Raw genomic sequence first — 19,112 nt, forward strand, 5'->3', positions numbered from 1 at the left:
GCCCGTTCGCCCGCGGCGCACGCGGCGCACCCATGGATTCACCAGTCCGGGCGGGCGGGTAACGTCCCTTCTGTTTCGTCCGTAACCCGCACCCGCAGAGAGGATGCCGCCGCGTGCTGAAGGAGGAGCGCCGAGAGGGCGTCGGCGATTCCGTCATGCTCCGTGGGCTCAAGGTCATCGCGGTGGCGATCAGGACGGAGCCGCGCGTCTTCACCGCATCGGTCCTGGCGAGCGCGCTCTACGGGACGATGACGGTCGGCTCGTCCTGGGCGCTCGGCTGGGCGACCGAGCACGCCGTGCTGCCCGCGTTCCGGGAGGGGCGGGTGGAGGGCGGCGCCGTCGCGGCCGCGGCCCTGTTCATCGTCGGGGTGGCGGTGCTCAAGGCGCTCGGGGTGATGGGCAGGCGGATCCTCGCCGGGATCACCCAGTACCGGATGCAGGCGCACTCCCGGCGCGACGTCACCCGGCAGTACCTGCGGCTGCCGCTCGCCTGGCACCACCGGCACCCGACCGGGCGGCTGCTCTCCATCGCCCACTCCGACGTCGAGGCCGCCTGGGCCCCGCTCGCCCCGCTGCCGATGGCCCTCGGAGTGATCCTGATGCTGGTCACCGCGGCCGTGGCGATCGTGGTGGCCGACCCGGTGCTGGCGGTGGTCGGCTTCTTGATCTTCCCGGCCATCGCCCTGCTCAACCTCGACTACCAGCGCCGGCTCTCGCCGCTGGCCATGCGCGCACAGCAGCTCCGGGCCGAGGTGAGCGAGGTCGCGCACGAGAGCTTCGACGGGGCGCTCGTGATCAAGACGCTGGGCCTGGAGGAGGCGGAGACCGCCCGGTTCCGGGAGCGGGCGGCCGAGCTGCGGGACGCGAACATCGCCGTCGGCCGGATCCGCGGGCTGTTCGACCCGCTGCTCGAGGCGCTGCCCACGCTGGGGGTGCTCGCCGTGCTCCTCGTCGGCTCCATCCGGCTGGAGTCGGGCGGGCTGCAGGCCGGTGAGCTGGTCCAGGTCGCCTACCTGTTCACCCTGCTCGCCTTCCCCATCCGGGCGCTCGGCTGGGTGCTCGCCGAGCTCCCGCGGAGCGTGGCCGGGTGGTCGCGCATGCGGGACGTGCTCGACGCCACCGGGTCGATGGAGTACGGCACGGCCAGGCTCGCCGGCCGCGGCCCCGCCCGGGTCGAGATCGAGCACGTGAGCTACGGCTACGAACCGGGCGCGCCCGTGCTCAAGGACGTCTGCTTCCGGGTCGAGCCGGGCCGCACGGTGGCGATCGTGGGCCCGACCGGGTCCGGCAAGTCCACCCTCACCCAGCTTCTGGTCCGGCTCATCGACCCCGACGGCGGGGCGATCCGGATCGACGGAATCGACCTGCGCGAGCTCGCCAAGGGCGAGCTGAGCGCGGCGGCCGCGCTCGTCCCCCAGCAGGCGTTCCTCTTCGACGACACCGTGCGGGGCAACATCACCCTCGGCCTGCCCATACCGGACGACGAGGTCTGGGCGGCGCTCCGGCTCGCCCAGGCCGATGAGTTCGTCGCCGCCCTGCCCGGTGGGCTGGACACCCGGGTCCGGGAGCGCGGCGCGACGCTCTCCGGCGGCCAGCGGCAGCGGATCGCCTTGGCCCGCGCCCTGGTGCGCCGGCCGCGGCTGCTCATCCTCGACGACGCCACCTCGAGCGTGGACCCGCAGGTCGAGCAGCGCATCCTCCACGGGCTGCGCGAGGGGACGCCGGACTCGACGGTGATCGTGGTCGCCTACCGGATGGCGACGATCGCCCTCGCCGACGAGGTGGTCTACCTGGAGCAGGGCAAGGTCGTCGCCCAGGGCACCCACGAGGAGCTGCTCGCGGGCTGCCCGGGCTACCGCGACCTGGTCACCGCGTACGCGCGCGAGGAGGCCGAGCGGGCCGCGTTCGGCCGCGGCACCGATCTGGAGAGCACCGGTGAGGAGGCGATGGCGTGACCGCTGCGACGGGGCGCCGGTTGGGACGCGGTGACCTCGGCAGGACGGAGGACAAGGCCCCCGGGCTCCGGGCGGCCGACCGCTCGGCACTGCAGACGATCAGAGAGGGGCTGCGGCTGTCGCCGGAGTTCCGGCGCGGGCTGCCGCTCACCCTCGCGCTCGCCGTGCTCGCCACGGCCGGGAAGATCATCGTGCCGGTCGCCGTGCAGCAGGTGATCGACGAGGGCCTCCGCTCGCCCGTGCCCGATGTGGCGTTCATCCGGAACGCGGTCGCGCTCTGCGCGCTCGCCGTGCTCGGCACCGCGCTGTGCGGCTACCTGATGAACGTCCGGCTCTACCGGTCCACGGAGCAGGGCCTGGCGACCTTGCGCGGCAAGGCGTTCCGGCACGTGCACGACCTGTCGATGCTCACCCAGAGCAGTGAGCGGCGCGGGGCGCTGGTCTCCCGGGTCACCGGGGACGTCGACCAGATCAGCGCGTTCATGCAGTGGGGCGGGCTGATGATCATCGTCTCCGCGGGCCAGCTCGTCGTCGCCACCGCGCTCATGGCGGTCTACTCCTGGCAGCTCACCGTGCTCGTGTGGGCGTGCTTCGTGCCGCTCACGGTGGCCCTGCCGCGGATCCAGCGCATGATCTCGCGCGCGTACGTGCGGGTGCGCGAACGCGCCGGGGACGTGCTCGCCGCGGTGAGCGAGACCGTGGTCGGCGGCGCCGTGGTCCGCGCCTACGGCGTGGAGGACCGGATCGCCGAGCGCATCGACCGGGCCGTGGACGCGATGCGGACCGCGCAGACCCGGGCCCAGAAGCTCGTCGGGCTCACCTTCCCCCTCACCGAGCTGGTCGCCTCGGTGGCGGTCGCCCTGGTCGTGGTCGCGGGCGTGCGGCTCGGCGTGGACGGGACGATCACCGCGGGGCGGCTCATCGCCTTCCTCTTCCTGATCACGCTGTTCATCAGCCCGCTGCAGACCGCCACCGAGATCCTCAACGAGGCGCAGAACGCGGTCGCCGGGTGGCGCCGGGTGCTGGACGTGCTCGACACCCCGCGCACGGTGGCCGATCCGGAGGACGGCGTGACGCTGCCGCGCGGCCCGATCTCCGTGCGGTTCGAGAACGTCTGCTTCGCCTACCCGGGCGGGCCGCCCGTGCTCCACGACATCTCCGAGGAGATCCGCCCGGGCAGCCGGGTGGCGATCGTGGGGGAGACCGGGTCGGGCAAGTCGACCTTCGCCAAGCTGCTCACCCGGCTCATGGACCCCACCTCGGGGCGGATCCTCGTCAACGGCGTGGACCTGCGCCGGGTCGCGTTCTCCTCGCTGCGGCGGCGGATCGTCATGGTCCCGCAGGAGGGGTTCCTGTTCGACGGGTCGCTGGCGGACAACATCCGGCTCGGGCGGCTCGACGCCACCCGGGAGGAGATCGAGCGCGCCCTGGAGGAGCTCGGCATCGCGGACTGGGCGGCGAGCCTGCCCGCCGGGCTGGACACCCCGGTCGGGCAGCGCGGCGAGTCGCTCTCCGCGGGGGAGCGGCAGCTCGTCGCGATCGCCCGGGCCTACCTCGCCGACCCGGACCTGCTCCTGCTCGACGAGGCGACCTCGGCCGTCGACCCGGCCACCGAGGTACGGCTCGCCCGGGCGCTCGAGGGGGTAGTCCGCGGCCGGACGGCCGTGTCGATCGCCCACCGGCTCTCCACGGCCGAGGCGGCCGACGAGGTCCTCGTCTTCCAGAACGGGCGGATCGTGGAGCGCGGCCCGCACGCCGAGCTCCTCGCCGCGGGCGGCGTCTACGCCGGGCTGTACGCCTCCTGGGCGTCGGCCGTGGGCACGTGACGCACGGGCGGGCGGCCGCTCCGCCGCGCTTCCCGGTGACCGCCGGACGGCCCGGGCGCGGGCTGCGGCAGAATTACCACATGCCCCTGGACCCTGAGATCGCCGCACGGCTGAAGCGCACGCCGGACGGCCTGGTGCCCGCGATCGTGCAGCAGTACGACACCGGCGAGGTGCTGATGCTCGCCTGGATGGACGACGAGGCGCTGCACCGCACGCTCACCACGGGACGGGCCACCTACTGGTCGCGCAGCCGGCGCGAGTACTGGGTGAAGGGCGCCACGTCCGGGAACATCCAGCTCGTCAAGCAGGTGGCGCTCGACTGCGACGGCGACACCATCCTGCTCAAGGTCGATCAGGTCGGGGCCGCGTGCCACACCGGGGACCGCACCTGCTTCGACGCGGACGTGCTCCAGGCGAACGGCCCGTCATGACCATCGGCGGAACGTCACGTTCCCCCGCCCGCGGCGAGGGCGCCGGCACCACCGCGCGCGCGGCGAGGCGGGCGCCGCTGATCTGGCTCGTGTGCTGCGCCGCCGGAGCCGGGCTCGTCCTGTTCGCGGCCGGCCGTACCTGGGCCACGGTGGCCTTCCCCTCGGCCGGCCCGCGCCCGGTCCAGGTCGCGCTCACCGGGGCCGACCTCGCCGCGTCGCTCACCGCCGCCGTGCTCGCCGCGCTCGCCGCCGCGGTCGCGGTGTTCGCCGCGCGGGGGATCGCGCGGAAGGCGGTCGCCGCCGTGCTCGCGTTGTGCGGGATCGCCATCGCCGCCGCCTGCCGCAACGGCGTCCGGGTGGAGAACGCCGCGTCCGTGGCCAGGGAGCACGTCACGGCCGCGGTGGCGTTCGGCGGGGCGCCGCCGGAGGTGAGCGTGGCATCGGGATGGCCGATCGCCGCCGTGGCGGGCGGGGTCGTCCTCTTCGCCGCCGGGGTGGCCGCGATCGTCCTGGGCGGGCGCTGGCCGGGGCTGTCGAGCCGGTTCGACCGGCCGGACGCGCGGCGGACCCGGGGCGGCCGGGCGGGGAGCGGCGGCCGGAATCTCTGGGACGCCATCGACCGGGGCGAGGACCCCACCGCCGGGCAGCCCTGAGGCTCGAGTGAGTCATGAAATTTCAGTGAATCTGCAACCCCCGATTGATCACCCTTGGGCGGCCTGCCGGTAGAGTCACGATCATCCGCATGGGCGGGTTTCGCCCGGGGTCCGGGTGCGATCCCGCTGTGCTGCGGCCTCATCTCACACTCCCAGGGGGCAGCGATGAGCGGAACGACCCCGCCGGGTGTCCGGTACCCCACGCTGGCGGGCGGCGCCCCGAACCCGGTGCACGCCGCCGAGGCGGATCCGTCCCAGGGCCTGGACGGCGGCGCCACGGACACCCGCGGCATGGCGGTCGCGGCACTGCTGCTCGGCGTGCTCGGCCTGTTCCTCTTCGGCTTCCCGTCGATCCTCGGCCTGATCGTCGGCCACGTCGCCCGCGGCAGGGATGACCGGCGCTCCGGCGACCGCCGGATCGCGATCGCGGGGCTGGTGCTGTGCTACGCCGGGATCGCCGTGTGGGCGGCGGCCGGCGTGGCCGCCCTCGGGATCTCCGTGATGCGCGGGACGGCCGGCTACCTCTGACGTCGCCCTCCGGCGCGCCCGGACCGGTCCGGCACGCCGCGGCCGCGGCGCCGTGCCCCCGAGGGCCTGGTGCCGCGCGGCGCGGACCCGGCCGGCCGGCTCGTGACCGTGCCCCGCCGGTCTAGGCTGAACGGCATGCGGACGGCCGGGCGAGGCGGCGGGCGGGCCCGCCGGATGCTCCTCCCGCTCGGGACCGGGGCGTGCGCCGCGATCGCGGTCGCCTGCGTCGCGGCGGTGGACCCGCACCGGGCCGGGCGCCTCCCGCTCTGCCCGTTCTTCCTGCTCACCGGGTGGTACTGCCCGGCGTGCGGCGGCCTGCGGGCCGTACACGACCTCGCGCACGGGGACCTGGCGGGCGCCCTCGACATGAACCCGCTCGTCGTGGCGGGCGCGCCCGTCGTGCTCGGCATATGGGCCCGCTGGACGTTACGATCATGGCGAGGGCGACCCGCGCGAGAGCCGTTCGCGCACCCCATCCTCGTCCTCGCAGCCGTGGCCGTCGTGCTCGTGTTCTGGGTGGCGCGCAACACATTCGTTGGGCGTTTCCTTGCCCCGTGACGTGACCCGGTGACCGAACGGTGGACGACCGGCCGATACCATCGCAGGGCAGAACAGCGAGACAGCCGACCGGAGGGATCTCACCGGTGAGCGAGCGGACAGGTATTCCGCGCCGACGCCGACCCACGGGCGAGGAGGGCGCGTGAGTGTTCTCGACGAGATCATGCGGGGGGTGCGTGAGGATCTCGAGGAACGGCAGCGGCAGGTACCGCTCGACGAGCTGAAGCGCCGGGCGCTCCGCGCCCCTGATCCCAAGGACGCCTACGCGGCGCTCGGCGGCGACCGGGTCTCGGTGATCGCCGAGGTCAAGCGGTCGAGCCCGTCGCGGGGCCAGCTCGCCCCGATCCCCGACCCGGCCGCCCTCGCCGCCGAGTACGAGGCGGGCGGCGCCCACGCGATCAGCGTGCTGACCGAGCGCCGCAGGTTCGGCGGCACGCTCGCCGACCTCGCCGCCGTGCGCGCCCGGGTCGAGGTCCCCGTGCTCCGCAAGGACTTCATCTTCACCTCCTACCAGCTCTGGGAGGCCCGCGCCTACGGCGCCGACCTCGCCCTGCTCATCGTGGCGGTGCTCGACCAGCCGGCGCTGGTCTCGCTGATCGAGCGGGCCGAGTCGATCGGGCTCGCCCCGCTGGTCGAGGTGCACACCGAAGAGGAGCTCAACCGGGCGATCGACGCGGGAGCCAAGATCATCGGTGTGAACGCGCGGAACCTCAAGACCCTCGAGGTGAAGCGCGAGGTGTTCGCCGAGCTCGCGCCCAAGATCCCCGACGGGGTGATCAAGGTCGCCGAGTCCGGCGTGCGCGGCCCGCACGACCTGCTCGCCTACGCGCGGGCGGGGGCCGACGCCGTGCTGGTCGGCGAGAGCCTGGTCACGGGCGGGAACCCCAAGGCGGCCGTCCACGACCTGGTCACCGCCGGCGCCCACCCGGCCACCCGCCAGGACAGCGGGCACGACAGGCAGCTTTGAGCGTGAGGCCGGGGCGTGCCCAGCCGCGGGCGGTCGCGACGGCCGGCGCATCCAGGTGTGAGGATTCAGGCAAGGAGGCCATGTGACCGCGACGGAAGGCAGCCTGCTCACCCCCGCCGATCTGGTCGGTCACGGCGTCCGCGGTGACGACCCGGACGCCCGCGGCAAGTTCGGCGTGTTCGGGGGCAGGTACGTGCCTGAGGCACTGATCCCGGCCCTCGACCAGGTGGCGGCCGAGTACGAGAAGGCGCGGAACGACCCGGCGTTCGTCGCCGAGCTCGACCACCTGCTCCGCACGTACGCCGGGCGGCCCACCCCGATCACCGAGGTGCCGCGGTTCGCCCGGCACGCGGGCGGCGCGCGCATCCTGCTCAAGCGCGAGGACCTCACCCACACCGGCGCCCACAAGATCAACAACGTGCTCGGCCAGGCCCTGCTCACCAAGCGGCTCGGCAAGACCCGGGTGATCGCGGAGACCGGAGCGGGCCAGCACGGCGTCGCCACCGCGACGGCCGCGGCGCTCATGGGGCTGGAGTGCACCATCTACATGGGCGCCGTCGACTGCGAGCGCCAGGCGCTCAACGTCGCGCGGATGAAGCTGCTCGGCGCGACCGTCGTGCCCGTGACGACCGGCAGCCAGACCCTCAAGGACGCGATCAACGAGGCGTTCCGCGACTGGGTCACCAACGTCGACCACACGCACTACGTGTTCGGCACGGTCGCCGGGCCGCACCCCTTCCCGGAGATCGTCCGCGACTTCGCCCGGATCATCGGGGTGGAGGCGCGGCGGCAGGTCCTCGAGCTCACCGGTCGGCTGCCCGACGCGGTCGCGGCCGCGGTCGGCGGCGGGTCCAACGCGATCGGCATCTTCCACGCCTTCCTCGACGACGAGGGGGTGCGCCTCCACGGCTTCGAGGCGGCCGGCCGCGGCGCGGACACGGACGAGCACGCGCTCACCCTGACCAAGGGGAGCGTCGGCGTGCTCCACGGCGCCCGCACCTACGTGCTGCAGGACGACGAGGGCCAGACGCTCCCGTCGCACTCGATCTCGGCCGGCCTCGACTACCCGGGGGTCGGCCCCGAGCACGCCTGGCTGAAGGAGACCGGCCGCGCCACCTACCACGGCGTCACCGATGACGAGGCGATGGAGGCCTTCGCCCTGCTCGCCCGGACCGAGGGCATCATCCCGGCCCTGGAGTCGGCGCACGCCCTCGCCGGCGCGCTGCGGCTCGGCCGCGAGCTCGGCCCGGAGGCGACCATCCTGGTGAACCTCTCCGGCCGCGGTGACAAGGACATGGGCACCGCGATGAAGTACTTCAACCTCTGAGCCAGCTCCACCGGCACTCGATAGGGCGTTTGCGATGACGACTCTCCAGGCGGTGTTCGAGAAGGCGCGGGCCGAGGACCGGGCCGCCCTCGTCGGTTACCTTCCGGCCGGATTCCCCACCAAGGACGGCGCGGTCGCGGCCGCGACGGCGATGGTGGAGGGCGGCTGCGACGTGATCGAGATCGGCCTGCCGTACTCCGATCCGCTCATGGACGGGCCCACCATCCAGGACGCGGTGCACCGCTCGCTCACCAACGGCACCCGGATCGCCGACGTGCTCCGCACGGTCGAGCAGGTGGCCCGCACCGGGGCGGCCACGCTCGTCATGACGTACTGGAACCCGGTCGACCGCTACGGGCCCGAGCGCTTCGCGCGCGACCTCGCCTCGGCGGGCGGGGCCGGGACCATCACCCCCGACCTCACCCCGGAGGAGGCCGGGCCCTGGCTGGAGGCGAGCCGGGCCGCGGGGATCGACACGGTCTTCCTCATCGCGCCGAGCTCCACCGAGGAGCGGATCGCGCGCGTGGTGGAGTGCTGCACCGGCTTCGTCTACGCCGCCTCGCTCATGGGGGTCACCGGCACCCGGGACACGGTGAGCGCCGCGGCCGAGGGCCTGGTGAAGCGGGCCCGGGCGCACACCACGCTGCCCATCTGCGTGGGGCTCGGGGTGAGCTCGGGGGCGCAGGCGGCCGAGGTGGCCCGGTACGCCGACGGGGTCATCGTGGGCTCGGCCTTCATCAAGCGGCTGCTCGATGCGCCGGACGAGGCGTCCGGCCTCGCCGCGGTGCGCGCGCTCGCCGAGGAGCTCGCCCGCGGCGTGCGGTGATCCACGGCACAACCTCCCGGGCGGCCACCGGGGCGGCTGATCGCTTCCTTACCATGTCCTTATCCGGCACATGGTGAGATCGCTCCCGGTAGTGTTTGGTTGCGAGTTGCCTACCGGGCGAGGAAACGATGGTTCAGTTGGCCTCCGACACCAGTGTGGCCGACCGGTTACGGAAAGTGGGGTCGGCGCACTCGTCCTGGATCACCACCGCGGCGCGTCTCGTGCTCGGCGGTGTGCTGATCGTCGCCGGCGCGCTCAAGATCGGCGCCCCTGCGCTGTCGGTGCAGGCGGTGCGCGCCTACCAGCTGCTCCCCGAACCGGTGGTCACGGTGGTGGGGTACGGCCTGCCGGTGGCGGAGATCATCATCGGCCTGCTGCTGGTCATCGGCTTCTTCACCAGGATCGCCGCGGTGGCCGCCGGGCTGCTCATGCTCGCGTTCGTCATCGGCATCGCGTCGGCGTGGGCCCGCGGGCTGCGGATCGACTGCGGATGCTTCGGCGGTGGCGGCGAGCTCGCCCCCGGTGAGGACCCGGGCTACCTCTGGGAGCTGCTCCGGGACTTCGGGCTGGTGCTCTGCGCGGCCTGGATAGCGATCAAGCCTCCTGGCCGGTTCGCGATGGACTCGGCGCTGGGGCTGACGCCGCCGCCGGATCGGGAGGACGAGCGGTCCGGCGACGGGGACGGCGCCGCCTGACACCGCCCGGCGGTGCCCGGTGGTTCCTGGCGACGGTAAGGCGGCTCGGGAGACGGGGCCGGCACGGCCCGGATATTGGGAGACGACGTGAGCAAGCGGACGAGTGAGTCGGCGCGGGCGCGGGTCGCGGCCATGCGGGAGGCCCAGCGCCGGCAGGAGCGGCGCCGGCGGATCGCCATGATCGTGACGGTCGTGCTGATCGTCATCCTGGCGGCCGGCATCGGGTGGTGGACCGTGCAGCGCGGCCAGTCGGAGGAGGTGACCGGCCTCGCGCCGATCACCGTTCAGTCCGACGGGTCGGTCGTGATGGCGCAGCCCGGGGTGGAGGCTCCCGTCGTCGACGTGTACGAGGACTTCCAGTGCCCCGTGTGCAAGGAGTTCGGCAAGACCAGCGGGTCGACGCTGAAGAACCTCGCCAAGGAGGGCAAGGCCAAGGTCGTCTACCACGTGCTCACGATCTTCGGCCAGGATCCCACCCGGTCGAACTCGATCCGCGCCGCCGCGGCGGCCCGCTGCGTGACGGACGGGGTCAAGTGGATGGAGTACCACGAGAAGCTCTACGAGGAGCAGCCCCGGGAGACCGTCTCCGGCTTCGCCATCGACGACCTCGTGAAGTGGGGCAAGGAGGTCGGGATCACCGACCCGGGCTTCGAGAGCTGCGTCCGCGACCAGAAGCACGCGGCCGAGCACGAGAAGTACAGCGAGCAGACCATCAACTCGGCGCAGATCGGCGGCACCCCGACCGTGAAGGTGAACGGCCAGGAGGTGCCCAACGAGATCATCTTCGTGCCGAGCGAGCTGCGCCGGGCGATCCTCGAGGCCGGTAAGTGATCGACCGGCCGGCAGCGGTGATCCGTGCCGGGGAGTTTTGCGGTAACGTCACGTGACATGCCGGTTCTCGCCTCGATCCCAAGCCCGTCACAGGGGGTCTGGTACCTCGGCCCGATCCCCATCCGCGCCTACGCGCTCTGCATCATCCTCGGCGTGATCGTCGCCGTCTGGATCGGCGAGCGCAGATGGCGGGCCCGCGGGGGCGAGGCCGGCGTGATCACGGACCTCGCCGTGTGGGCGGTGCCGTTCGGCCTGGTGGGCGGCCGCCTCTACCACGTCATCACCGACTGGCAGCTCTACTTCGGCGCCGATGCGCCCAAGCGGCCGATCGACGCCCTCTTCATCTGGGAGGGCGGGCTCGGCGTCTGGGGGGCCATCGCGCTCGGCGCGGTCGGGGTGTGGCTCGGCTGCCGCAGAAGAGGGCTGTCGTTCACCGCCGTGGGCGACACGGTGGTCCCCGGGGTGGCGGTCGCCCAGGGCATCGGCCGCTGGGGGAACTACTTCAACCAGGAGCTGTTCGGGGGGCCCACCGACCTGCCGTGGGCGCTGGAGATCGAGCCGGGCCGCCCCGGCACGGTCCCCGGCGTGACCACCTACCACCCGGCGTTCCTCTACGAGTTCCTGTGGGACCTCGCCCTGGCCGCCTTCCTCGTCTACGCCGGCCGGAGGTTCGCGCTCCGGCACGGCCGGCTGATCGCGCTGTACGTGGCCGGCTACACGGCGGGGAGGTTCTGGATCGAGGCCCTGCGGGTCGACCCCGCCCACCACATCCTGGGCCTGCGGCTCAACCAGTGGACGTGTGTGGTGCTCTTCATCGCCGCGGTCGCGTACCTCTGGCTGCGCCGCGGCGCGGACGCCGAGGAGCGGATCCGGCCGGAGGCCGCGGCGGGCGGGCCCGGGGCGGACCGGCCCGGCGGCGAGAGCCCTGCGCCGGACCGGCCGGACGGCGGGGAGGGGAGCCCTGCCGCGGCGGTCCACCGCCCGGGTGAGCGGGAGGCCGCCGGGGAGGAGGGCCGGCGTGAGTGAGGCCGCGGCCGTTCCGGTGGGCGCGCCCCGGGGCACGGCGGTGCCCGCGCCGTGGCCGGCCGGAGCGGCCGGCTCCGCGGGGGCCGAGGACATCGCCGGCGCGGTGACGCGGCGGCCGGAGCCCACCTGCGGGGCCGGCGCTTCATGAACCGGCGCAAGCGCCGCTCGTCCGCCCCCGTGGACGAGTGGGGGTCGGTGCTGTCCGCGCTGGGGCTGAGCGAGCGCCAGCAGCGCATCCTGTTCTGGGCCGGGTCCACCGTGGCCGTGCTGGCGCTGGCGCTCGTGCTCACCCTGGTGGTGAACGCGTTCGCCGGCGGGGTGGAGCAGCCGGCCGACCGCGGGCCCGACGGCGTCATCGGGCAGGGAAGGCCGGACTCCTACCAGGCGTGGCCGTCCGTGCCGGAGCTCGCCCCGATCGACGACCGCAAGGCCGACAAGGGCCCGCTCACCGCGCGCGAGGTGTTCGGGGCGCGCACGTTCACCGCGGGCAAGGTCACGCTGCGCCGGGTGGCGGTCCGGGTCGACGACGGCTGCGCCGGGGCGGTGTGGGGCTCCGCGCTGACCGACGCGCTCGCCAGGGCCGGGTGCACCCGGGCGATCCGCGGCCTGTACCGCACCGCCGACGGCGCCCACATCGCCCAGTACACGATCTTCGACCTCGCGAACGTGAAGGCGGCGAACGGCCTGGTCGAGGAGCTCAAGACGCTCTACCGGGGCGGGTGGATCCTCTCGCTCGACCCGGCCAAGGCGCGCTTCGACGGGTACAGCGAGGCGAGCGGGCACGCGCTGGGGCACTACGCCGGGATCGTGTGGATCGCCCGGGCCGACGGCGCCGAGCCGGGGGAGCAGGACGACTTCGTCATGCTCGGCCTCGCCGCCCGGGAGGCGGAGAAGGCGATCTACCGCCGGGTGGTCGCCGTGGCCGGGCTGCCCGATGTGCCGAAGGCCGAGGTGGACGAGTCGGCGCCGCCGTCCGAGCCGCCGCCGTCCGAGGCGGCCACGGGCTCCGGCGCGGGAGGCGCGGCGGGGAGCGGCGCGGCGCGCTGACGGGCGTGGCCGGCCCGGCCCCGCTGAACGGGCGTGAACGGCCCGGTCCGCGAGCCGCCGGGCGCGTCCGCGGTCCCGCGCGCTCGGGATCCCGTCCCCTGCCCGGACCCGTTGATATTCCCCGGGTCCGCTGGATTTCCGCCCCGAAATCACTATTCTCGCGGCCGATATGGGTCCGGGGTGTGTCCTGAACGTTACGAGCACCGCCCAGGTAGAGTAATCTCGAAACGCCGAGCGACAGACTCGGACATTTCGTCCCGCAGCAGGGCCAACGTCGTCCCTCTGCACCGGCAGACGTTGACGACGGGAGTGATCACATGCCTGCTGCCCGCCTCGGCCGGTTCGCGGCAGTGCCGCAGTCCCAGGGTCTCTACGATCCCTCTTTCGAGCACGATTCCTGTGGCGTCGCCATGGTGGCCGACATCGCCGGCCGCCGGAGCCACGACATCGTCATCAAGGCCCTGACGGCACTCCGCAATCTGGACCACCGTGGTGCGAGCGGGAGCGAGCCGGAGACCGGTGACGGCGCGGGCATCCTGACCCAGATCCCGGACGCCTTCTTCCGCGCCGTCGTGGATTTCCCGCTTCCGCCTGAGGGTGCGTACGCCGCGGGCATCGCCTTTCTCCCCGTCGACGAAGAGCAGTGTGAACAGGCGCTCCGCCGGATCGAGGAGCTCGCCGCCGAGGAGAACGTCACCATCCTCGGGTGGCGCGACCTCCCGGTCGACTCCTCGGTCCCCGGTCCCACCGCGCGGACCGTGATGCCGCGCTTCCGCCAGCTCTTCGTCACGGTGCCCGGCGGCCGGACCGGTCTCGACCTCGACCGGGCCGTCTACCCCTTCCGGAAGCGGGCGGAGCACGAGGCGAAGGTCTACTTCCCCTCGCTGTCCAGCCGGACGATCGTCTACAAGGGCATGCTCACGTCGTGGCAGCTCGAGCCGTTCTTCCCCGACCTGTCCGACCCGCGGTACGCCACGGCGATCGCCCTGGTGCACTCCCGGTTCTCCACCAACACCTTCCCCGCGTGGTCCCTGGCGCATCCGTACCGGTACGTCGCCCACAACGGTGAGATCAACACCCTGAAGGGCAACCGCAACTGGATGCGCGCCCGGGAGGCCATGCTCGCCACCCCGCTCATCCCGGGCGATCTGCGGCGGCTGTTCCCGATCTGCGATCCGGAGGGGTCGGACACCGCGTCCTTCGACGAGGTGCTCGAGCTGCTCCACCTGGGCGGCCGGTCGCTGCCGCACGCCGTGCTGATGATGATCCCCGAGGCGTGGGAGAACCACACCGAGATGGACCCGGCGCGGCGGGCGTTCTACGAGTTCCACTCGACGCTCATGGAGGCGTGGGACGGCCCCGCCTCGATCACCTTCTCCGACGGCACCCTCGTCGGCGCCGTGCTCGACCGCAACGGGCTGCGGCCCGGCCGGTTCTGGGTCACCGAGGACGGCCTGGTCGTGCTCGCCTCCGAGGCCGGCGTGCTCCCGGACATCCGGCCGGAGTCGGTCGTGCGCAAGGGCCGCCTGCAGCCCGGGAAGATGTTCCTCGTCGACACCGCGCGCGGCCGGATCATCGAGGACGACGAGATCAAGGCCGAGCTCGCCGCGGCCGAGCCGTACGGTGAGTGGCTCCGGCTCGGCATGATCGGGATCGACGAGCTGCCGCGGCGCGCGGCCGGGCAGCCGCCGCAGGAGCCGCTGATCAAGCGCCAGCAGACCTTCGGGTACACCGAGGAGGAGCTGAAGGTCATCCTCGCCCCGATGGCGGAGACCGGCGCGGAGCCGATCGGCTCGATGGGCACCGACACGCCGGTCCCGGTGCTGAGCGAGCGGCCCAGGCTGCTCTACGACTACTTCACCCAGCTCTTCGCCCAGGTCACCAACCCGCCGCTGGACGCGATCCGGGAGGAGCTCGTCACCTCCCTGCGGTCCATGCTCGGCCCGGAGGGCAACCTGCTCGACCCCGGCCCCGAGTCGTGCCGCCGGCTGGTGCTGCCCTGCCCGGTGATCGACAACGAGGAGCTGGCCAAGATCCTCCACGCCAACGACGACGGCTCGTTGCCGCACCTGCAGCCGTACGTGGTCTCCGGCCTGTTCGACGTGGCCGGCGGGGAGGAGGCGCTCGTCCGCCGGCTGGCGGAGATCCGGCGCGAGGTCTCCCAGGCGATCGAGGACGGCGCCCGGGTGATCGTGCTCTCCGACCGGGGGTCCACCCGGGAGAAGGCGCCGATCCCGGCGCTGCTCCTCACCGGCGCGGTGCACCACCACCTCATCCGGGAGAAGACCCGAACCCGCGTCGGGCTCGTGGTGGAGACCGGCGAGGCGCGCGAGTGCCACCACATGGCCCTGCTCATCGGGTACGGCGCGAGCGCGGTCAACCCCTACCTCGCCATCGAGACCGTCGCGGAGCTGGCCGCCTCCGGCCGGATCGGCGTCGAGCCCGGCAAGGCCGTGCGCAACCTCATCAAGGCGTACGCCAAGGGCATCCTCAAGATCATGTCCAAGATGGGGGTGTCCACGATCGCCTCCTACACGGGCGCCCAGATCTTCGAGGCGCTCGGCCTGGGCCGCGAGGTGATCGACGAGTGCTTCACCGGCACCACCTCCCGGCTGGGCGGCATCGGCTACGGCGTGCTCGCCCGTGAGGTGATCGAGCGGCACTCCCGCGCCTACCCGCGGGTGGAGAACCCGCACCGGCGGCTGGAGGTCGGCGGCGAGTACCACTGGCGCCGGGAGGGCGAGGCGCACCTGTTCAACCCGGTGACGGTCTACAAGCTGCAGCACTCCACCCGGACCGGGCGGTACGACCTGTTCAAGGAGTACTCGCGGCTCGTCGACGACCAGTCCGAGCGGCTGATGACCCTGCGTGGGCTGTTCCGGCTCCGCCCGGACCGGCCCCCGGTGCCGATCGAGGAGGTCGAGCCGGTCGAGTCGATCGTGAAGCGGTTCTCCACCGGCGCCATGTCGTACGGCTCCATCTCGGCCGAGGCGCACGAGACGCTCGCGATCGCGATGAACCGGCTCGGCGCCAAGTCGAACACCGGCGAGGGCGGTGAGGCCCCCGAGCGGCTGTACGACCCCGAGCGCAGGTCGGCGATCAAGCAGGTGGCCTCGGGCCGGTTCGGCGTGACCAGCGAGTACCTCGTCAACGCCGACGACCTGCAGATCAAGATGGCCCAGGGCGCCAAGCCCGGCGAGGGCGGGCAGCTCCCCGGCCACAAGGTCTACCCGTGGATCGCCCGGACCCGGCACTCCACGCCCGGCGTGGGGCTCATCTCCCCGCCGCCGCACCACGACATCTACTCGATCGAGGACCTGGCGCAGCTCATCCACGACCTCAAGAACTCCAACCCGCGCGCCCGCGTCCACGTGAAGCTGGTCGCCGAGGTCGGGGTGGGCACGGTCGCGGCCGGGGTGAGCAAGGCGCACGCCGACGTGGTGCTCATCTCCGGCCACGACGGCGGCACCGGCGCCTCGCCGCTCACCTCGATCAAGCACGCGGGCGCCCCGTGGGAGCTCGGGCTCGCCGAGACCCAGCAGACCCTGCTCCTCAACGGCCTGCGCGACCGGATCGTGGTCCAGGTCGACGGCCAGCTGAAGACCGGCCGTGACGTGATCATCGCGGCGCTGCTCGGCGCCGAGGAGTACGGGTTCGCCACCGCGCCGCTCGTGGTCGCCGGCTGCGTGATGATGCGGGTCTGCCACAAGGACACCTGCCCGGTCGGCGTGGCCACGCAGAACCCCGAGCTGCGCAAGCGGTTCACCGGCAAGCCCGAGTACGTGGTGAACTTCTTCCGGTTCATCGCCCAGGAGGTGCGGGAGTACCTCGCCGAGCTCGGGTACCGGTCGCTCGACGAGATCATCGGCCGGAGCGACCTGCTCGACGTGGCGCAGGCGGTCGACCACTGGAAGGCGTCCGGCCTGGACCTCTCGCCGATCCTCTACCGGCCGGAGCTGCCCGAGGGCACCCCGCGGCGCAAGGTCAGGGAGCAGGACCACGGCCTCGACAAGGCACTCGACAACACGCTGATCCAGCTCGCCGAGGGCGCGCTGCGCAACGGCGACCCGGTGAGCCTGGAGCTGCCCATCCGCAACGTCAACCGCACGGTCGGCACCATGCTCGGCTACGAGGTGACCAGGCGGTACGGGGGCGCCGGGCTGCCGGACAACACGATTCACGTGACGTTCACCGGGTCGGCCGGCAACTCGTTCGGCGCGTTCGTGCCCCGCGGCATCACCCTGCGGCTCATCGGCGACGCCAACGACTACGTCGGCAAGGGCCTCTCCGGCGGGCGGCTGATCATCCGCCCGCACCCCGACGCGCCGTTCGCCGCCGAGACGCAGGTCATCGCCGGCAACGTCGGCCTGTACGGCGCGACCTCCGGCGAGGTGTTCATCCGGGGCGTCGTGGGTGAGCGGTTCTGCGTGCGGAACTCCGGCGCGGTCGCCGTGGTGGAGGGCGTCGGCGACCACGGTTGCGAGTACATGACCGGTGGCCGGGCCGTGGTGCTCGGGCCCACCGGGCGCAACTTCGCCGCCGGCATGTCGGGCGGCATCGCCTACCTGCTCGACGCCGTGCCGGAGCGGATCAACCGCGAGATGGTGGAGCTGGAGCCGCTGGACGACACCGACGCCGAGTTCCTCCGCGAGGTGGTCGAGAAGCACCTGGCGGAGACCGGCTCCACGGTCGCCAAGGCGCTGCTCGCCGACTGGGACGCGGCGCTCGCCAGGTTCACCAAGGTCATGCCGATGGACTACAAGCGGGTCCTGCTCGCGCGGGCGGCCGCGGAGGCAGAGGGCCGCGATGTGGACGAGGCCGTCATGGCGGCCGCACACGGGTGAGAGGGGCGGACACCGATGGCTGACCCGAAGGGGTTCTTGCGGCACCGGCGCCAGCTTCCGCCGCGGCGCCCGGTCGAGGTGCGCATCCGGGACTGGCGGGAGGTCTACGAGGACTTCCCACGGCGGGCCCTCACCGACCAGGCGTCCCGCTGCATGGACTGCGGCATCCCGTTCTGCCACAACGGCTGCCCGCTCGGGAACCTCATCCCGGAGTGGAACGACCTCGTCTACCAGGACGACTGGCGCGAGGCGATCGAGCGGCTCCACGCCACCAACAACTTCCCGGAGATCACCGGGCGGCTCTGCCCGGCCCCGTGCGAGGCGGCCTGCGTGCTCGGCATCAACTCCGACCCGGTCACGATCAAGCGGGTCGAGTACGAGATCGCCGAGCGGGCGTTCGCCGAAGGCTGGGTCACCCCGCAGCGGCCGCCGGTGAAGAGCGGCAAGCGGGTGGCCGTGGTGGGCTCGGGCCCGGCCGGCCTGGCCGCCGCCCAGCAGCTCACCCGGGCCGGGCACGACGTGGTCGTGTTCGAGCGCGCCGACCGGATCGGCGGGCTGCTCCGCTACGGCATCCCCGAGTTCAAGATGGAGAAGCGGTTCCTCGACCGCCGGCTCGAGCAGATGGCGGCCGAGGGCACCGAGTTCCGCACCTCGGTGAACGTCGGGGTGGACATCACCGTCGCCCGGCTGCGGGAGGAGTTCGACGCGATCGTGCTCGCCGGCGGCGCCACGGCCTGGCGCGACCTGCCGCTGCCGGGCCGCGGGCTCAAGGGCGTCCACCAGGCGATGGAGTACCTCCCGCTCGCCAACCGGGCGAGGCTCGGCGACTTCGACGAGCCGCCCATCACCGCCAAGGGCAAGGACGTGGTCGTGATCGGCGGCGGTGACACCGGCGCCGACTGCGTGGGCACCGCGATCCGCCAGGGCGCCCGCTCGGTGGTCCAGCTGGAGATCATGCCGAAGCCGCCGGCCACCCGCCCGCCGTCGCAGCCGTGGCCCACCTACCCGATGGTCTTCAAGACCGAGAGCTCCCACGAGGAGCTCGAGGCCCTGGGCGGCCGGCGGCTGTACGGGATCTCCACGCAGGAGTTCCTCGGCGACGAGAACGGCTGCGTGCGGGCGCTGCGGGTGGTCGGCGTGGAGGGCCCGGAGACCGGGTTCCGGCCGATCCCCGGCACCGAGCGCGAGATCCCGGCCCAGCTCGTCGCCCTGGCGCTCGGCTTCCTCGGCCCGGAGCGGGGCCCGCTGCTCAACGACCTGGCCGCGCTCGCGGACGACCCGGACGCGTTCTTCGACGCGCGGGGCAACGTGGCCCGGGACAGGTCGTTCCAGACGCGGGTCGAGGGGGTCTTCGTCGCCGGCGACATGGGCCGCGGTCAGTCGCTGATCGTGTGGGCCATCGCCGAGGGCAGGTCGGCGGCGGCCGCCGTGGACCGGTACCTGTCCGGCCGCACGGTGCTGCCCGCCCCGATCCTCCCCACCGCGCGGCCGCTCACCTGAGCCCAGCCCGGAGGACTTTGGGGCAGATGCCATAACAGAAGGGAACGAATCGGTTCGGAGCCGAGTTGCGCGCGCCTCCAGCCGCGTGAATGATGCTG

General features: G+C 73.0%; 15 protein-coding genes. All 15 read left to right on the forward strand.

Annotated features, from left to right (window positions below; translation table 11 throughout):
• The first annotated feature begins 155 nt into the window (after positions 1 to 155).
• The gene (locus TBIS_RS07215; RefSeq protein ID WP_041432045.1) at positions 156 to 1,955 is read left to right on the forward strand and encodes an ABC transporter ATP-binding protein; all 1,800 of its coding nucleotides are present in this window, start codon (positions 156 to 158) and stop codon (positions 1,953 to 1,955) included.
• The gene (locus TBIS_RS07220) at positions 1,952 to 3,781 is read left to right on the forward strand and encodes an ABC transporter ATP-binding protein (RefSeq protein WP_013131696.1); all 1,830 of its coding nucleotides are present in this window, start codon (positions 1,952 to 1,954) and stop codon (positions 3,779 to 3,781) included. The genes TBIS_RS07215 and TBIS_RS07220 overlap by 4 nt, the downstream gene beginning before the upstream one ends.
• A gap of 80 nt (positions 3,782 to 3,861) precedes the next feature.
• The gene (gene hisI / locus TBIS_RS07225; protein WP_041432046.1) at positions 3,862 to 4,212 is read left to right on the forward strand and encodes a phosphoribosyl-AMP cyclohydrolase; all 351 of its coding nucleotides are present in this window, start codon (positions 3,862 to 3,864) and stop codon (positions 4,210 to 4,212) included.
• Positions 4,209 to 4,865, forward strand: coding sequence for a Trp biosynthesis-associated membrane protein (locus TBIS_RS07230; RefSeq protein WP_013131698.1), 657 nt, complete (start codon positions 4,209 to 4,211; stop codon positions 4,863 to 4,865). Before hisI ends, TBIS_RS07230 begins: the two co-directional genes overlap by 4 nt.
• A gap of 165 nt (positions 4,866 to 5,030) precedes the next feature.
• Positions 5,031 to 5,393 (forward strand): DUF4190 domain-containing protein, encoded by a 363-nt coding sequence (locus tag TBIS_RS07235; RefSeq protein WP_013131699.1) that lies wholly within the window; start codon positions 5,031 to 5,033, stop codon positions 5,391 to 5,393.
• A 135-nt stretch (positions 5,394 to 5,528) separates the two neighbouring features.
• Positions 5,529 to 5,951 (forward strand): DUF2752 domain-containing protein, encoded by a 423-nt coding sequence (locus tag TBIS_RS07240; RefSeq protein WP_041432049.1) that lies wholly within the window; start codon positions 5,529 to 5,531, stop codon positions 5,949 to 5,951.
• Between the two features lie 142 nt (positions 5,952 to 6,093).
• Positions 6,094 to 6,918: an indole-3-glycerol phosphate synthase TrpC gene (gene trpC, locus TBIS_RS07245; RefSeq protein ID WP_013131701.1), complete on the forward strand. Its 825-nt coding sequence runs from the start codon at positions 6,094 to 6,096 to the stop codon at positions 6,916 to 6,918.
• Positions 6,919 to 7,039: 121 nt separating this feature from the next.
• A complete protein-coding gene (gene trpB, locus TBIS_RS07250; RefSeq protein WP_206207451.1) occupies positions 7,040 to 8,245 on the forward strand; it encodes a tryptophan synthase subunit beta in 1,206 nt (401 codons plus the stop codon).
• Positions 8,246 to 8,279: 34 nt separating this feature from the next.
• A complete protein-coding gene (gene trpA / locus TBIS_RS07255) occupies positions 8,280 to 9,071 on the forward strand; it encodes a tryptophan synthase subunit alpha (RefSeq protein WP_013131703.1) in 792 nt (263 codons plus the stop codon).
• A 128-nt stretch (positions 9,072 to 9,199) separates the two neighbouring features.
• Positions 9,200 to 9,766, forward strand: a complete 567-nt coding sequence (locus TBIS_RS07260) for a DoxX family protein (RefSeq protein WP_013131704.1) — start codon at positions 9,200 to 9,202, stop codon at positions 9,764 to 9,766.
• Positions 9,767 to 9,853: 87 nt separating this feature from the next.
• Entirely contained in the window at positions 9,854 to 10,597 is a 744-nt protein-coding gene (locus tag TBIS_RS07265) for a DsbA family protein (RefSeq protein ID WP_013131705.1), read from the forward strand.
• Between the two features lie 57 nt (positions 10,598 to 10,654).
• Complete coding sequence (gene lgt / locus TBIS_RS07270) at positions 10,655 to 11,623, forward strand: prolipoprotein diacylglyceryl transferase (RefSeq protein ID WP_013131706.1); 969 nt, start codon at positions 10,655 to 10,657, stop codon at positions 11,621 to 11,623.
• A gap of 144 nt (positions 11,624 to 11,767) precedes the next feature.
• Positions 11,768 to 12,670, forward strand: coding sequence for a hypothetical protein (locus tag TBIS_RS07275; RefSeq protein WP_013131708.1), 903 nt, complete (start codon positions 11,768 to 11,770; stop codon positions 12,668 to 12,670).
• Between the two features lie 317 nt (positions 12,671 to 12,987).
• The gene (gene gltB / locus TBIS_RS07280) at positions 12,988 to 17,514 is read left to right on the forward strand and encodes a glutamate synthase large subunit (RefSeq protein ID WP_013131709.1); all 4,527 of its coding nucleotides are present in this window, start codon (positions 12,988 to 12,990) and stop codon (positions 17,512 to 17,514) included.
• A gap of 15 nt (positions 17,515 to 17,529) precedes the next feature.
• Positions 17,530 to 19,014, forward strand: a complete 1,485-nt coding sequence (locus TBIS_RS07285) for a glutamate synthase subunit beta (RefSeq protein WP_013131710.1) — start codon at positions 17,530 to 17,532, stop codon at positions 19,012 to 19,014.
• Positions 19,015 to 19,112 lie beyond the last annotated feature (98 nt).

Origin of the sequence: Thermobispora bispora DSM 43833 (assembly GCF_000092645.1) — a bacterium.
Classification (GTDB): domain Bacteria; phylum Actinomycetota; class Actinomycetes; order Streptosporangiales; family Streptosporangiaceae; genus Thermobispora; species Thermobispora bispora.

Coding starts and splice junctions, on each gene's coding strand:
- TBIS_RS07215 (WP_041432045.1), top strand. CDS start 156: ATGCTCCGTGGGCTCAAGGTCATCGCGGTGGCGATCAGGACGGAGCCG.
- hisI (WP_041432046.1), top strand. CDS start 3,862: ATGCCCCTGGACCCTGAGATCGCCGCACGGCTGAAGCGCACGCCGGAC.
- TBIS_RS07230 (WP_013131698.1), top strand. CDS start 4,209: ATGACCATCGGCGGAACGTCACGTTCCCCCGCCCGCGGCGAGGGCGCC.
- TBIS_RS07235 (WP_013131699.1), top strand. CDS start 5,031: ATGAGCGGAACGACCCCGCCGGGTGTCCGGTACCCCACGCTGGCGGGC.
- TBIS_RS07240 (WP_041432049.1), top strand. CDS start 5,529: ATGCGGACGGCCGGGCGAGGCGGCGGGCGGGCCCGCCGGATGCTCCTC.
- trpA (WP_013131703.1), top strand. CDS start 8,280: ATGACGACTCTCCAGGCGGTGTTCGAGAAGGCGCGGGCCGAGGACCGG.
- TBIS_RS07260 (WP_013131704.1), top strand. CDS start 9,200: ATGGTTCAGTTGGCCTCCGACACCAGTGTGGCCGACCGGTTACGGAAA.
- lgt (WP_013131706.1), top strand. CDS start 10,655: ATGCCGGTTCTCGCCTCGATCCCAAGCCCGTCACAGGGGGTCTGGTAC.
- TBIS_RS07275 (WP_013131708.1), top strand. CDS start 11,768: ATGAACCGGCGCAAGCGCCGCTCGTCCGCCCCCGTGGACGAGTGGGGG.
- gltB (WP_013131709.1), top strand. CDS start 12,988: ATGCCTGCTGCCCGCCTCGGCCGGTTCGCGGCAGTGCCGCAGTCCCAG.
- TBIS_RS07285 (WP_013131710.1), top strand. CDS start 17,530: ATGGCTGACCCGAAGGGGTTCTTGCGGCACCGGCGCCAGCTTCCGCCG.